Genomic DNA, 13,660 nt, shown 5'->3' with positions numbered 1-13,660 from the left:
CGAATAATGGAACTGTATCTGGATACCGCAAATGTCGCGGAAGTTGAACGTCTGGCGCGTATTTTCCCGCTGGCGGGTGTTACCACCAACCCGAGCATTGTCGCGGCCAGCAAGGAATCCATCTGGGATGTGCTGCCACGCCTGCAAAAGGCGGTCGGCCCGGAAGGCATTTTATTCGCCCAGACCATGAGCCGTGATGCGGCGGGTATGGTGGCGGAAGCGAAACGCCTGAGCAACGCCGTTCCCGGCATTGTGGTCAAAATCCCGGTCACCGCTGAAGGACTCGCGGCTATCAAGTTGCTGAAGAAAGAAGGCATTCCTACACTCGGCACCGCCGTCTACAGCGCCTCGCAAGGGTTAATGGCGGCGCTGGCCGGCGCGAAATATGTTGCACCCTATGTGAATCGCGTCGATGCCCAGGGCGGCGACGGAATTCGCATGGTACAGGAACTGCAAACGCTGCTGGAACTGCACGCCCCCAACAGCAAAGTGTTGGCGGCAAGCTTTAAAACCCCGCGTCAGGCGCTGGACTGTTTACTGGCAGGATGTGAAGCAATCACCCTTCCTTTAGATGTAGCGCAACAAATGATCAACACCCCTGCGGTAGAGTCGGCAATAGAGAAGTTTGAGCAGGACTGGAATAACGCATTTGGTCATATCAACCTGTGAGGGAAATAGAGTATGGATCGCATTATTCAATCACCTGGTAAATACATCCAGGGCGCCGATGTCATTACCCGTCTGGGCGACTACCTGAAACCGATGGCGGAACGCTGGCTGGTTGTCGGTGACAAATTTGTCTTAGGCTTCGCCCAGGCTGCGCTGGAAAAAAGCTTCCGCGACGCGGGCCTGGCGCTGGAAATCGCTCCGTTTGGCGGCGAATGTTCCCAAAACGAAATCAACCGCTTACGCGGCGTAGCCGAAAAAGCGCAATGTGGCGCTGTGCTGGGCATCGGCGGCGGTAAAACGCTCGATACCGCCAAAGCGCTGGCGCACTTTATGTCGCTTCCGGTCGCTATTGCGCCGACCATCGCCTCGACCGATGCGCCATGCAGCGCGCTATCTGTCATCTACACCGATGACGGCGAATTCGACCGTTACCTGATGCTGCCGCACAACCCGAACGTGGTCATTGTCGATACCAAAATCGTGGCGGGCGCACCGGCTCGTCTGCTGGCCGCCGGGATCGGCGACGCGCTGGCGACCTGGTTTGAAGCCCGCGCCTGTTCACGCAGCGGCGCTACCACCATGGCAGGTGGTAAATGCACGCAGGCCGCGCTGGCGCTGGCTGAACTGTGCTACAACACGTTGATTGAAGAAGGCGAAAAAGCGATGCTGGCGGCAGAGCAACACGTCGTCACCCCAGCGCTGGAACGCGTGATTGAAGCCAACACCTACCTGAGCGGCGTCGGTTTTGAAAGTGGCGGCCTGGCGGCTGCGCACGCTATTCACAACGGTCTGACGGCAATTCCGGATGCGCATCACTACTACCACGGTGAAAAAGTGGCGTTCGGAACACTCACGCAGCTGGTGCTGGAAAATGCCTCAGTGGAAGAGATCGAAACTGTCGCCGCCCTGTGCCATTCCGTTGGCCTGCCGATTACCCTCGCGCAACTGGATATTAAAGAAGATATCCCGGCAAAAATGCGCAAAGTGGCTGAAGCCTCCTGTGCGGAAGGTGAAACTATTCACAACATGCCTGGCGGTGCTGACCCGGATCGCGTTTACGCCGCGCTGCTGGTTGCCGACCAGTACGGTCAGCGTTTTTTGCATGAGTGGGAATAACGGCTAAATACCTATAAAAATCCCCGCATGTGCGGGGATTTTTGTTTCAGTAGCGATTCACATTACTGCAGGTCGAAACGGTCGAGTTCCATCACTTTCACCCATGCCGCCACGAAGTCTTTCACAAACTTCACGTGCGCATCGCTGCTGGCATACACTTCGGCCAGCGCACGCAGTACTGCGTGAGAGCCGAATACCAGATCCGCGCGGGTGGCGGTGTATTTCACTTCGCCGCTCAGGCGATCGCGGCCTTCGAACAGTTCGCTGGTGTCGTCGGTCGCTTTCCATTCGGTGCGCATATCCAGCAGATTCGCGAAGAAATCATTGCTGAGCACGCCCGGGCGGTCGGTAAAGACGCCATGCTTGCTGCCGTCGAAGTTTGCGCCCAGAACGCGCATACCGCCCACCAGCACCGTCAGTTCCGGCGCGGTCAGGGTCAGTTGCTGAGCTTTGTCGATCAGCAGAGATTCGGTGGTTGCCGCGCCCGGTTCGCCGCGATAGTTACGGAAACCATCTGCGATCGGTTTGAGCAGCTCGAACATCTCAATATCGGTCTGATCCTGGCGCGCGTCTACGCGGCCCGGCGTGAACGGAACATGAATGCTGACGCCCGCGGCGCTCGCGGCTTTCTCAACCCCTACAACGCCCGCCAGTACGATAATATCGGCCAGTGACGCTTTTCCGGATGCCTGCTGGATTTTCTCCAGCGCTGGCAACACGCGTGCTGCTGTAGCGTTCACCGCCCAGTCGCGTTGCGGGTTCAGCGCCAGACGCGCACCGTTCGCCCCGCCGCGTTTGTCACCACCACGGAAAGTGGAGGCAGACGCCCACGCAACAGAAACCAGCTCGCTCACGGTCAGCCCGGAGTCAGCGATTTCTGCTTTCAGGCTCAGAATGTCTTCTTCCGTCGGGTGATAGGTCGGCTGCGGCAGCGGATCCTGCCAAATCAGATCTTCCTTCGGCACTTCCGGCCCGATGTAACGTGCTTTCGGCCCCATATCACGGTGGGTCAGTTTGTACCAGGCACGTGCGAACGCTTCATTAAACGCCTGCGGGTCGTTCAGGAAACGACGGCAGATTTTTTCGAAGTCCGGATCAAAACGCAGCGTCAGGTCGGTAACCAGCATGGTCGGCTTACGTTTTTTCGACGGGTCAAACGGATCCGGAATAATTTCCGGCGCATCTACCGCTTCAAACTGGATTGCACCAGCCGGGCTGCGAGTCTGTACCCACTCGTATTTGAACAGGTTCTCGAAGAAGTAATTGCTCCACTGAGTAGGAGTCTGCGTCCACACCACTTCCAGACCGGAGGTGATCGCATCTTTACCAACGCCAGTACCAAAGTCGCTCTTCCAGCCGAGGCCCTGGTTTTCAATCGGTGCGGCTTCCGGGTCCGGGCCAACGTGAGTTGCCGGGCCTGCGCCGTGGGTTTTACCGAGGGTGTGACCACCGGCGATCAACGCCACAGTCTCTTCGTCGTTCATGCCCATATTGCCGAAGGTCGCACGAATCGCCGCGGCCGCAGAAAGCGGTTCACCGCTGGCGTTCGGGCCTTCCGGGTTCACGTAGATCAGCCCCATTTCGGTAGCCGCTAACGGACGTTTCGCCAGCTCTTCCGGGTCACGGTGAGCCAGCCAGGCTTTCTCATCACCCCAGTTTACGTCGAGATCCGGTTCCCAGACGTCTTCACGACCGGCACCAAAGCCAAAGGTACGGAAGCCGGAGTTTTCCAGCGCCACGTTACCCGCAAGGATGAACAGGTCAGCCCAGGAAATTTTCTGGCCATATTTCTGCTTGATTGGCCACAGCAGGCGACGCGCTTTGTCCAGGCTCACGTTATCCGGCCAGGAGTTCAGCGGTGCAAAACGTTGCTGACCGCGGCCCGCACCACCACGTCCGTCAACGGAGCGATAAGTACCTGCGCCGTGCCACGCCATACGGATAAACAAACCGGTATAGCTACCCCAGTCGGCAGGCCACCACGGCTGAGATTCGCTCAGCAGCGCACGTAGATCGCCTTTCAGGGCAAAGTAATCCAGTTTGCTGAATTCTTTACGGTAGTCGAAGTCTTCCCCAAGTGGGTTAGAACGGTTGGAATGTTGATTCAGAAGATCCACGCGAAGCTGTTTTGGCCACCAATCCTGGCTGGTCGTCCCTGCACCTGCGCTCTGATCATGACCGCCCTGATGGAAAGGACACTTACCCGCGGACGTTTTGTTCTCGATATCGTCTGACGTACTCATCAATATGCTCCCTCTACAATGTTACCGTTACGATATACAGCATCAGTGTTAAGTTATAATTGAAATAATCCACAGATTCGATAGTTGGAAACTTTTATATTTTTGGTTACGGGGATGTAGATCAAAGTAGACGCAAAAAAGCCCTCATGCGAGGGCTTTTTCGACTATAGCGCGGGTCTGACTCCCAGCGTATGGCAAATGGCGTAGCTCATCTCTGCGCGGTTAAGTGTATAAAAATGAAAATCTTTTACCCCTTCCCGGCTTAAAATCTTGACCATATCCATGGCGATGGATGCGCCAACCAGTTTACGCGTCTCCGCGTCGTCATCCAGTCCTTCAAACATCGTCGACATCCAGTGCGGGATGCGCACATTGGTCATGTCAGCAAATTTCTTCGCCTGTTTGAAGTTCGAAACAGGCAGGATACCAGGAATAATTTCGACATCGATACCCGCAGAAACGCAGCGGTCACGAAAACGCAGGTAGCTTTCCACGTCGAAGAAGAATTGGGTAATCGCGCGGTTGGCACCCGCATCGACTTTACGTTTCAGGTTGAGCAGATCCGCCTGCGCGCTTTTCGCTTCCGGGTGCACTTCCGGGTAAGCAGCGACAGAGATATCAAAATCGCCCACTTCCTTCAGCAAGCCGACCAGGTCTGCCGCATACATATCTGGCTTACCGCTGCCCGGCGGCAGGTCGCCACGCAGGGCGACGATATGGCGAATACCGTTGTTCCAGTAATCCTGGGCGATGGCACGCAGTTCATCGCGGCTGGCGTCAATGCAGGTGAGATGCGGCGCGGCTTCAAGGCCGGTACGATCTTTAATGCCTTTAATGATGCTGTGCGTGCGGTCACGCTCACCAGAGTTCGCGCCATAGGTCACGGAAACGAACTTCGGTTTGAGACTACTCAGGCGATCGATAGAGTTCCACAAGGTTTGCTCCATTTCACTGGTGCGCGGCGGGAAAAATTCGAACGATACATTAATGTGCCCCTGGACTTCGGCCAGACTCTGATTCAGGGCTTCCCGCTGGTTGGCGTGAAAAAAGCTCATACCTTACCTCATCAATCGCATGTCATTATTTGTTGTGTTGTGAACTGCTATACGTTTAGACGTCTAGATGTAAAGATGAAGGAAAAGTTGGGGAAGGTCAATAGAAAGATCCGCGCAAACGGTGAGGAATATTCAGAGAAGATGAAAAAAATTCATCTTACTCCGTGACGATAAAGTCATTTCTCACAAGCGTAAGCAACCACTCAAATTTGGGCTGATTCTCTGGCAGCACAACCACACCAGCTTTAACAAACAGATGCTCACCTGATAATGAACGAAAAACGACGCCCTGCCGCTGAATGGCGGCGAAAGATGCCGGAAGCAGGCTCAGGCCGTCTCCATTTGCGATTCGGGCAAGCAATACATCATGTTCGAGAGGCTCTTCGATACAAAAAGGAGCATAGCCTTCTTTTTGAAACCGCTGCCGGGTGTAATCAAAAAAGGCCGGGTTACGATCTCGCTTAAACCAGAATAAAGGCCGGGAATTTAAAGAACATAGCGTGAGCGAAGCCGATTCTGCCTCAGGCCATATGGCGGGTAGGGCGGCAATCAGCGGATCGTGCCAGGAAAGCGGCGTAACGGATAATTCGCCACACTCAAGCGGCAATGCCACCAGTGCTGCATCCAGTTTCCCTCTTCGCACCTGACGCACCAGCTCAAGAGAACTGTGCCGCGCGATACGTAGCGTCGTCGCCTGCGCACGTAGCCGGGTTTCTAACGTCGTAAAAACGCCCTGTTCAAACGCCGTGGTTAGCCCGATGCGCAACCGCTGCCCGTCTGCCTTGCCGAGTTTCGCAAGGGAACTATAGGTTTTTTCCTGTAACGCCAGTAGCGGACGCACGATCTCCAGTACGCGCGCACCATCATTCGTCAACGTCAGCCCACGGGTATGACGCACAAATAGCGTCACTCCCAGGCGTTCTTCAAGCTGGCGAATATGACGGCTGAGCGGCGGCTGGGACATAAAAAGTCGCTGCGCGGCCCGGCTCATGTTGTTCTCTTCCGCCACCACGGCAAAGTAGCGTAGCAGGCGAATATCGAGAGTGTGGATTTGTGCGTTTGTCATACCGAAAAGGTATCACTGAAACGGTATTATCCAAACCGCTTTCGGCGGCCTATTCTCGCATCACATCTTAGATAAACGAGGATTTCCCCATGCATTCAGAACGCTTTATTACCGGCCAGGACATGCTGCAGAAAGTGGATGGCAAAGGAGGCAATGCAGTGGTCGAAAGTCTGCAAGATATTGCTCCAGACTTTGCCCGTTACCTGATTGAATTTCCTTTCGGTGATATCTATTCCCGCCCCGGTCTGGATTTACGCAGTCGCGAAATTGCCACCGTTGCAGCATTGACCGCATTAGGAAACGCATCGCCACAGTTGAAAGTGCATATTGCGGCGGCGCTTCATGTTGGGTTAACGCAGGAAGAAATTACTGAAGTGATCATGCAGATGGCGGTTTACGCCGGTTTCCCGGCGGCGCTGAACGGCTTGTTTGCGGCAAAAGAGGTCTTTGCCGCTCAGCAATAACGCCGAATGGCAATGCCTACAATAACTGCGCCAGCCGGTTGATGTCCGACTGAATCGCCCCGGCGGTGACATCGCGCCCTGCGCCTGGCCCACGAATCACCAGCGGGTTATCGCGATACCAGCGGCTTTCAATGGCAAAGACGTTATCGCACGGCAGCAGTGCCGCCAGTGGGTGTTCCGGGCGCACTGCTTCCACGCCGACGCGCGCTTTGCCGTTGGCGTCGAAACGCGCCACATAGCGCAGCACCAGGCCCATCTCCTGCGCGGCCTCGAAACGTTGCAGCATCTGATCGTTGAGCTCATCACCGTTTTCAAAGAAGTGGTCGATTGAGCCATCTTCACAGTGCGGCGGCACCAATGACTCCACGCGAACCTGATCCGGTTCGATGTCGTAGCCTGCCTCGCGTGCCAGAATCACCAGCTTACGCATCACGTCTTTCCCGGAAAGGTCGTCACGCGGGTCGGGTTCCGTTAAGCCCTGCTGCCAGGCCTGATCCACCAGTTCGGTGAACGGCACGGTACCGTCGAATTGCAGGAACAGCCACGAAAGCGTGCCGGAGAAAATCCCGCTGATAGACAGGATGCTGTCGCCGCTGTCGATCAGGTCGCGCACGGTATGGTTGACCGGCAGGCCGGCACCAACGGTGGCGTTATACAACCAGTGACGCCCGGTTTTTTCGAACGCGTCGTGGATCTGGCGATAGTTGTGGCTGCTGCTTGCTCCGGCCAGTTTGTTGGCGCTGATAACGTGAAAACCGTGGCTGGCGAAATCGAGATACTGGTCAGCCAGCTGCGGGCTGGCAGTGACATCCAGCACCACCAAATCATCATACGGGTGCGCGCGCATCCACAGGAACAGAGACTCTTCATCCTGTTCGACCGCTTCATCCTCGAAGAATGCCAGCGCGCGGCTGGCGTCCAGCCCTTCATAACTCAGCAGGCTGCGGCGGCTATCCACGACGCCTGCCAGCGTGAATTCAAACCCGGTTCGCGCCGAGAGCGTACTTTGCTCGCGGGCAAACAGTTCCAGCCAGCGGGAACCAATATTACCTTTGCCGAACAGCACCAGGCCGATGCGTTTTTCTGCGCGGAAGACGGACTGATGCAGGCCCTGAATCAGGCTTTCAGTGGGGCCGGTACGCAGCACGGCGACCAGGCTAATGCCCTCTTCCGATTGCCAGGTAAACTCGACTGGCTGGCCTTTCAGTTGTTGCCAGAAACGGTGGCAGTGCAGCGGGTTACGGGTGACGCCCGCGCCCACAATCGCCACCAGCGCCAAGCCCTGGCGTAAACGCAGCTCGCCCGGTAATCCGGCTTCATCTAGAATTTTTAATGCACTATCCGCCACCTCGGAGGTGTAGCAGAATTGCAGCAACTGACGGTCGTTATGAACGCCGACAGCCAGTGGACGAATACCCGCACGCTTGAGTAACTGGTCAATGTCTTTATGCGCCAGTTTGAAATCCTGGCTGGCTGGCACGCGGAATTCAATCAGGCAGACGTCATCATGGCTGGTGACGATACGCGCGCCCGTCCCGGAGGCCAGCACACGTTCAATACGCGTAGAGCCCTGATCCGGCGTATAGCTACAGCGCAGTTGCAGGTCGATATCGCTGCCGGAGACCGGCTGTAAAGTACGCGCGTGCAGCACCGGCGCGGCAAGACGCGCCAGTTCGCTGGCTTCATCGAGGCGCAACAACGGCAGCAGGCAGGCATCTTTCACCTTACGCGGGTCGGCGCTGTATACCCCGGCGACGTCGCTCCAGATGGTCACGCGAGACACGCCCGCCAGCGCACCGATTTGCGTCGCAGAGTAGTCAGAACCGTTACGCCCCAACAGCACGGTTTCCCCCGCGTTGTTGCGGCTGATAAACCCGGTGACGACCAGGCGTTTTCCCGGATGCTGCGCCATGAGCTGTTGCAGTAACGGATAAGAAAGGCCTTCATCAACCTGCGGTTGGGCGGAACGCTCAGCACGCAGGAATTCACGCGCGTCGAGCCACGCCGCATCCAGCCCCTGCTGTTGCAGCACGGCCGCCATCAGTCGAGCAGACCACACTTCACCGTGGCCCACGACTTCCGCATACACAGCATCGGTGACGCCGCCATCCAGCAATACGGCTAAACGTTCGAGGTCATGAATGAATGCGCTAATCAAGCCGTCGGCAATCTCAGCGGGCAGCAGGCCGCTAATCAACTCTGACTGATAACGACGCAGCGTCTGTTGAACCTGATGCGCAGAAAGACGATCGCTCTGGCTGAGCTTCAGCCAGCTAATCAACTGGTTAGTGGTGCTACCGGCTGCGGAAACGACCATCATATCGCCGGGCTGAGAATACTCCGCCATAATCCCGGCAACACGCAGGTAACACTTCACATCCGCCAGACTACTCCCACCAAATTTATGCAGTTGACGTTCGTTCGTCCCTGCCTGCGCAATCACACTCATTTTTATCCCTCGGCTGCAACCCGGAAGCCATTTTCCAGATCGGCAATTAAGTCTTCACTATCTTCAATACCGGTTGAGATACGCAACAGCGTCTCAGAAATCCCGGCGGCGGCGCGCGCTTCCGGCGCCATGCCCGCGTGGGTCATCGTTGCGGCGTGGGAGATTAAACTCTCAACCCCGCCCAGCGATTCCGCCAGCGTAAACAACGACAATCCGCTCAGGAAGCGGCGCAGCGTTTGCTCGTCGCCGTCCAGTTCAAAGCTGAGCATCGCGCCAAACCCTTTCTGCTGGCGGGCGGCAATTTCGTGGCCCTGATTTTCCGGCAAAGAAGGATGATACAGTTTTTTCACCAGCGGCTGATTTTTCAGGAAATCGACAATCGCGTACGCATTGCGTTGCGCGACTTCCATGCGCGGCGACAGCGTGCGCAAACCGCGCAGCAGTAAATAGCTGTCGAAGGCGCTACCAGTCACGCCGATATTGTTCGCCCACCATGCCAGTTCGGTGACGATTTCCGGATCTTTGGCAATCACCACCCCGGCAACCACATCAGAGTGGCCGTTCAGATATTTAGTACATGAATGCAACACCAGATCCGCGCCCAATGCCAGCGGATTTTGCAGCGCCGGGCTTAAGAAGGTGTTATCCACCACGCTGACCGCGCCGACTTCGCGCGCCAGGCCACATATTTTCGCGATATCCACCACGCGTAACAGCGGATTACTCGGACTTTCGACCAGCACCAGTTTCGGTTTTTCTTCCAGCGCCGCACGCAGCGCCTGCTCGTTGCCCTGATCGACAAACTTCACGCGATAACAGCCGCGTTTTGCCAGGCTGTCGAACAGACGATAGCTGCCACCGTAGCAATCGTGCGGCGCCACCAGCAGGTCGCCCGGCTTCAGGAATACGGTTGTCACCAGATGAATCGCCGACATGCCCGTATTGGTCATCACCGCACCCGCGCCACCTTCCAGCTCGGCCAGCGCTCGCTGCACCACATCACGCGTTGGGTTGCCGCGACGAGAATAGTCATGAGCGCGCGGCTCATTAAAACCGGTGAAATTATAGGTACTGGAAAGATGAATCGGCGGGACTACGCAGCCATACTGTTCGTCGTCATTTAAACCGCTGCGCACTGCGATGGTGGCTTGTTTACGGGTCATTATGATTCGTTCCTGACTTAATCGGTGAAATGTCAGGCACCAGAGTAAACATAGTTATAATAGACGTCAATACATCTGGACATCTAAACTTCTTTGCGTATAGATTGAGCAAAAGACGAATAGCCGTTAAAATTATATGCATTAGCGCACAACTGCGACGGCTCATATCGTGTCAGGGCCGCGTCACTACGGTAAACTATGCGCGATTATGGTCAGGCTATAGTCCGGCCTTTTATTAATGACGAAGAGGATTAAGGTATCTCATGGCTGAATGGAGCGGCGAATATATCAGCCCATACGCTGAGCACGGTAAGAAGAGTGAGCAAGTAAAAAAAATTACGGTTTCCATTCCTCTGAAGGTGTTAAAGATCCTCACCGATGAACGCACGCGTCGTCAGGTGAATAACCTGCGTCACGCCACCAACAGCGAACTGCTGTGTGAAGCGTTCCTGCATGCATTCACCGGGCAGCCGCTGCCTAACGATGAAGACCTGCGTAAAGAGCGCAGCGATGAAATCCCGGAAGAGGCGAAGGTGATCATGCGTGAACTGGGGATTGACCCGGAGACGTGGGAGTACTGATTTTGCGAATCGTGCGCGCTGAAGAAATCGCCTGATGGCGCTGCGCTTATCAGGCCTACAAATTCTGCAATCTGTAAGTCGGGTAAGCGCAGCGCCACCCGACAAAATGCACGTAAGTCGACGTTGTCACGTCCATTTCTAACAGACACAAAAAAGGCGCCTTTCGGCGCCTTTTTCTGAGAAGCAAAACTTATTTGCTGCCCGGGATGCTGAAACGCTTGTTGAAGCGGTCAACACGGCCACCGGTAGCAACGTCACGCTGCTTACCAGTGTAGAACGGGTGGCATGCGCCACAAACGTCCAGGTTCAGATCATGACCCGCAGTGGAGTGAGTCTTGATAACATTACCGCAAGAACAAGTTGCAGTAATTTCTACGTAATTCGGGTGAATACCTTTTTTCATGGGAAACCTCAGTTAAGGCCGCGTCGCTCTTCCAGCCCTAACGCCAGACACCACGCGATGTTGATAGTAAACTTCTCGGCTTTCGACGCATTTTTTCTGCATCAAAGGCGGCGGATCATACAGAATCTGAACAGGGTATGCAAACTGATCCGTTCTTCACCTGAGTACAATGTGTATACTAACCCGCTCCTTTTCAAGTCCAGGAAGAAAAAATGCCTGTTGCCCACGTCGCCCTGCCCGTTCCGCTACCGCGTACGTTTGACTATCTGCTGCCTGAAGGCCTGAGCGCCAAAGCGGGATGTCGCGTGCGCGTGCCGTTCGGCAAACAGGAGCGTGTTGGCATGGTGGTGTCGGTCAGCGAAAAAAGCGAACTGCCGTTGGATGAACTGAAGCCGATCGTCGAAGTGCTCGACAGCGAACCGGTATTTACCACTTCGGTATGGCGATTGCTGCTGTGGGCGGCGGATTACTATCATCACCCCATTGGCGATGTGTTGTTCCATGCGCTGCCGATTCTGCTGCGCCAGGGGAAACCGGCCAGCCACGCGCCACTGTGGTACTGGTTTGCAACGGAACAGGGTCAGGCTGTGGATATCAACAGCCTGAAGCGCTCGCCAAAACAGCAACAGGCGCTGGCCGCGCTGCGTCAGGGAAAAATCTGGCGTCATCAGGTCACTGAACTGGAATTTACCGAAGCGGCGTTGCAGTCGCTGCGTAGCAAAGGTTTAAGCGAGCTGGCGAGCGAAGCGCCCGCGCTGAACGACTGGCGCGAAGGCTACTCCGCCATTGGCGAACGACTGCGTCTGAATACCGAACAGGCTACCGCCGTGGGCGCGATCCATAGCGCATCCGATCGTTTTTCAGCATGGTTGCTGGCAGGCGTGACGGGTTCCGGTAAAACGGAAGTGTACCTCAGCGTGCTGGAAAACGTGCTGGCGCAGGGTAAACAGGCGCTGGTGATGGTGCCGGAAATCGGCCTGACGCCGCAGACTATCGCCCGCTTTCGTGAACGTTTTAACGCGCCCGTAGAAGTGCTGCACTCCGGGCTTAACGACAGCGAGCGTCTGAACGCCTGGCTGAAAGCCAAAAGCGGCGAAGCGGCGATCGTTATCGGCACACGCTCATCACTGTTCACGCCGTTTAAAAACCTCGGCGTGATTGTTATCGATGAAGAGCACGACAGCTCTTATAAGCAGCAGGAAGGCTGGCGCTATCATGCCCGCGACCTGGCTGTCTGGCGCGCGCACAGCGAGCAAATCCCGATCATTCTCGGCTCGGCAACGCCCGCGCTGGAAACGCTGCTCAACGTGCGCCAGCATAAATATCATATGCTGCGCCTGACGCGCCGCGCCGGGAATGCGCGGCCTGCTACACAGCACGTGCTCGATTTAAAAGGTCAGCAGTTGCAGGCGGGGCTGTCTCCGGCGCTTATCAACCGCATGCGTCAGCATTTGCAGGCGGATAATCAGGTGATCCTGTTCCTCAACCGTCGTGGTTTTGCGCCTACATTGCTATGCCACGACTGCGGCTGGATAGCCGAATGTCCGCGCTGCGACAGCTACTATACGCTTCACCAGTCGCAGCATCATTTGCGTTGCCACCATTGCGACAGCCAGCGTCCGATCCCGCGCCAGTGTCCTTCCTGCGGCTCAACACACCTGGTACCGGTCGGGCTGGGAACAGAGCAACTGGAGCAGGTGCTGGCTCCGCTCTTTCCCGGCGTACCGCTATCCCGTATCGACCGCGACACAACCAGCCGCAAAGGCGCGCTGGAGCAATATCTGGCGGAAGTGCATCGCGGCGGCGCGCGTATTCTGATTGGCACCCAGATGCTGGCAAAAGGCCACCACTTCCCGGACGTTACGCTGGTTGCCCTGCTTGATGTCGATGGCGCGCTTTTCTCGGCAGATTTCCGCTCAGCGGAACGTTTTGCCCAACTTTACACCCAGGTTTCCGGGCGAGCTGGCCGTGCCGGGAAACAGGGGGAAGTGGTTTTACAAACGCACCATCCGGATCACCCCCTGTTGCAAACGCTGCTCTATAAAGGCTACGACGCCTTTGCCGAGCAGGCGCTGGCTGAACGTCAGACCATGCAGCTTCCACCGTGGACCAGTCACGTGCTGATTCGCGCAGAAGATCACAATAATCAGCAGGCGCCGGTCTTCTTGCAACAGTTGCGTAATCTGCTACAGGCCAGCCCGCTGGCGGATGACAAACTGTGGGTTCTCGGCCCGGTTCCCGCCCTCGCCCCGAAACGCGGCGGGCGTTATCGCTGGCAAATTTTGCTGCAACACCCTTCCCGTGTACGCCTGCAACATATCGTCAACGGCGCGCTGGCCCTCATCAATACGCTACCGGAAGCACGCAAAGTGAAGTGGGTTCTGGACGTTGACCCGATAGAAGGATAAGTCTCAGGTTGCGAGCAAGATCGAGGAATCTAACAATCGTCAC

At 56.2% G+C, this 13,660-nt stretch carries 11 protein-coding genes; 5 read left to right on the top strand and 6 right to left on the bottom strand.

Annotation, left to right across the window (positions count from 1 at the left end):
* The first annotated feature begins 6 nt into the window (after positions 1 to 6).
* Entirely contained in the window at positions 7 to 669 is a 663-nt protein-coding gene (gene fsa / locus DBY68_RS12345; protein ID WP_108476319.1) for a fructose-6-phosphate aldolase, read from the top strand.
* Positions 670 to 681: 12 nt separating this feature from the next.
* Positions 682 to 1,785, top strand: coding sequence for a glycerol dehydrogenase (locus DBY68_RS12340; RefSeq protein WP_108476318.1), 1,104 nt, complete (start codon positions 682 to 684; stop codon positions 1,783 to 1,785).
* Positions 1,786 to 1,847: 62 nt separating this feature from the next.
* On the opposite strand, the gene katG is transcribed toward DBY68_RS12340, so the two are convergent.
* The 3 genes from katG to DBY68_RS12320 all read right to left on the bottom strand — a co-directional run bounded on the left by katG (position 1,848) and on the right by DBY68_RS12320 (position 6,149).
* Complete coding sequence (katG, locus tag DBY68_RS12335) at positions 1,848 to 4,028, bottom strand: catalase/peroxidase HPI (protein ID WP_108476317.1); 2,181 nt, start codon at positions 4,026 to 4,028, stop codon at positions 1,848 to 1,850.
* A 164-nt stretch (positions 4,029 to 4,192) separates the two neighbouring features.
* On the bottom strand, positions 4,193 to 5,083 hold the full coding sequence (metF, locus tag DBY68_RS12330; protein WP_108476316.1) for a methylenetetrahydrofolate reductase: 891 nt from the start codon (positions 5,081 to 5,083) through the stop codon (positions 4,193 to 4,195).
* A gap of 157 nt (positions 5,084 to 5,240) precedes the next feature.
* On the bottom strand, positions 5,241 to 6,149 hold the full coding sequence (locus DBY68_RS12320) for a LysR family transcriptional regulator (RefSeq protein WP_108476314.1): 909 nt from the start codon (positions 6,147 to 6,149) through the stop codon (positions 5,241 to 5,243).
* Positions 6,150 to 6,238: 89 nt separating this feature from the next.
* Here DBY68_RS12320 and DBY68_RS12315 point away from each other — a divergent pair, with 89 nt between their 5' ends.
* Entirely contained in the window at positions 6,239 to 6,613 is a 375-nt protein-coding gene (locus tag DBY68_RS12315) for a carboxymuconolactone decarboxylase family protein (protein WP_108476313.1), read from the top strand.
* A 16-nt stretch (positions 6,614 to 6,629) separates the two neighbouring features.
* Here DBY68_RS12315 and DBY68_RS12310 read toward each other — a convergent pair whose 3' ends face one another.
* Both DBY68_RS12310 and metB read right to left on the bottom strand, forming a co-directional pair.
* Complete coding sequence (locus DBY68_RS12310) at positions 6,630 to 9,062, bottom strand: bifunctional aspartate kinase/homoserine dehydrogenase II (RefSeq protein ID WP_108476312.1); 2,433 nt, start codon at positions 9,060 to 9,062, stop codon at positions 6,630 to 6,632.
* Positions 9,063 to 9,064: 2 nt separating this feature from the next.
* Complete coding sequence (metB, locus tag DBY68_RS12305) at positions 9,065 to 10,225, bottom strand: cystathionine gamma-synthase (RefSeq protein WP_108476311.1); 1,161 nt, start codon at positions 10,223 to 10,225, stop codon at positions 9,065 to 9,067.
* A 263-nt stretch (positions 10,226 to 10,488) separates the two neighbouring features.
* Here metB and metJ point away from each other — a divergent pair, with 263 nt between their 5' ends.
* On the top strand, positions 10,489 to 10,806 hold the full coding sequence (gene metJ / locus DBY68_RS12300) for a met regulon transcriptional regulator MetJ (protein WP_015966498.1): 318 nt from the start codon (positions 10,489 to 10,491) through the stop codon (positions 10,804 to 10,806).
* Between the two features lie 190 nt (positions 10,807 to 10,996).
* On the opposite strand, the gene rpmE is transcribed toward metJ, so the two are convergent.
* Complete coding sequence (gene rpmE, locus DBY68_RS12295; RefSeq protein WP_015966500.1) at positions 10,997 to 11,209, bottom strand: 50S ribosomal protein L31; 213 nt, start codon at positions 11,207 to 11,209, stop codon at positions 10,997 to 10,999.
* Between the two features lie 212 nt (positions 11,210 to 11,421).
* Here rpmE and priA point away from each other — a divergent pair, with 212 nt between their 5' ends.
* Complete coding sequence (priA, locus tag DBY68_RS12290; protein ID WP_108476310.1) at positions 11,422 to 13,617, top strand: primosomal protein N'; 2,196 nt, start codon at positions 11,422 to 11,424, stop codon at positions 13,615 to 13,617.
* Positions 13,618 to 13,660: the final 43 nt, after the last annotated feature.

The sequence above is a fragment of the Pseudocitrobacter sp. RIT415 genome (assembly GCF_003057695.2).
Lineage (GTDB): Bacteria > Pseudomonadota > Gammaproteobacteria > Enterobacterales > Enterobacteriaceae > Pseudocitrobacter > Pseudocitrobacter faecalis.
The sequence above is the reverse complement of the archived record's forward strand: the minus strand, read 5'-3'. Positions and strand labels throughout refer to the sequence as shown.

What these genes read in the sequence shown, in the direction of transcription:
- metB (WP_108476311.1), bottom strand. Translation starts at nt 10,225, where the DNA reads ATGACCCGTAAACAAGCCACCATCGCAGTGCGCAGCGGTTTAAATGAC.
- priA (WP_108476310.1), top strand. Translation starts at nt 11,422, where the DNA reads ATGCCTGTTGCCCACGTCGCCCTGCCCGTTCCGCTACCGCGTACGTTT.
- fsa (WP_108476319.1), top strand. Translation starts at nt 7, where the DNA reads ATGGAACTGTATCTGGATACCGCAAATGTCGCGGAAGTTGAACGTCTG.
- DBY68_RS12310 (WP_108476312.1), bottom strand. Translation starts at nt 9,062, where the DNA reads ATGAGTGTGATTGCGCAGGCAGGGACGAACGAACGTCAACTGCATAAA.
- katG (WP_108476317.1), bottom strand. Translation starts at nt 4,028, where the DNA reads ATGAGTACGTCAGACGATATCGAGAACAAAACGTCCGCGGGTAAGTGT.
- DBY68_RS12315 (WP_108476313.1), top strand. Translation starts at nt 6,239, where the DNA reads ATGCATTCAGAACGCTTTATTACCGGCCAGGACATGCTGCAGAAAGTG.
- metJ (WP_015966498.1), top strand. Translation starts at nt 10,489, where the DNA reads ATGGCTGAATGGAGCGGCGAATATATCAGCCCATACGCTGAGCACGGT.
- metF (WP_108476316.1), bottom strand. Translation starts at nt 5,083, where the DNA reads ATGAGCTTTTTTCACGCCAACCAGCGGGAAGCCCTGAATCAGAGTCTG.
- DBY68_RS12320 (WP_108476314.1), bottom strand. Translation starts at nt 6,149, where the DNA reads ATGACAAACGCACAAATCCACACTCTCGATATTCGCCTGCTACGCTAC.
- rpmE (WP_015966500.1), bottom strand. Translation starts at nt 11,209, where the DNA reads ATGAAAAAAGGTATTCACCCGAATTACGTAGAAATTACTGCAACTTGT.
- DBY68_RS12340 (WP_108476318.1), top strand. Translation starts at nt 682, where the DNA reads ATGGATCGCATTATTCAATCACCTGGTAAATACATCCAGGGCGCCGAT.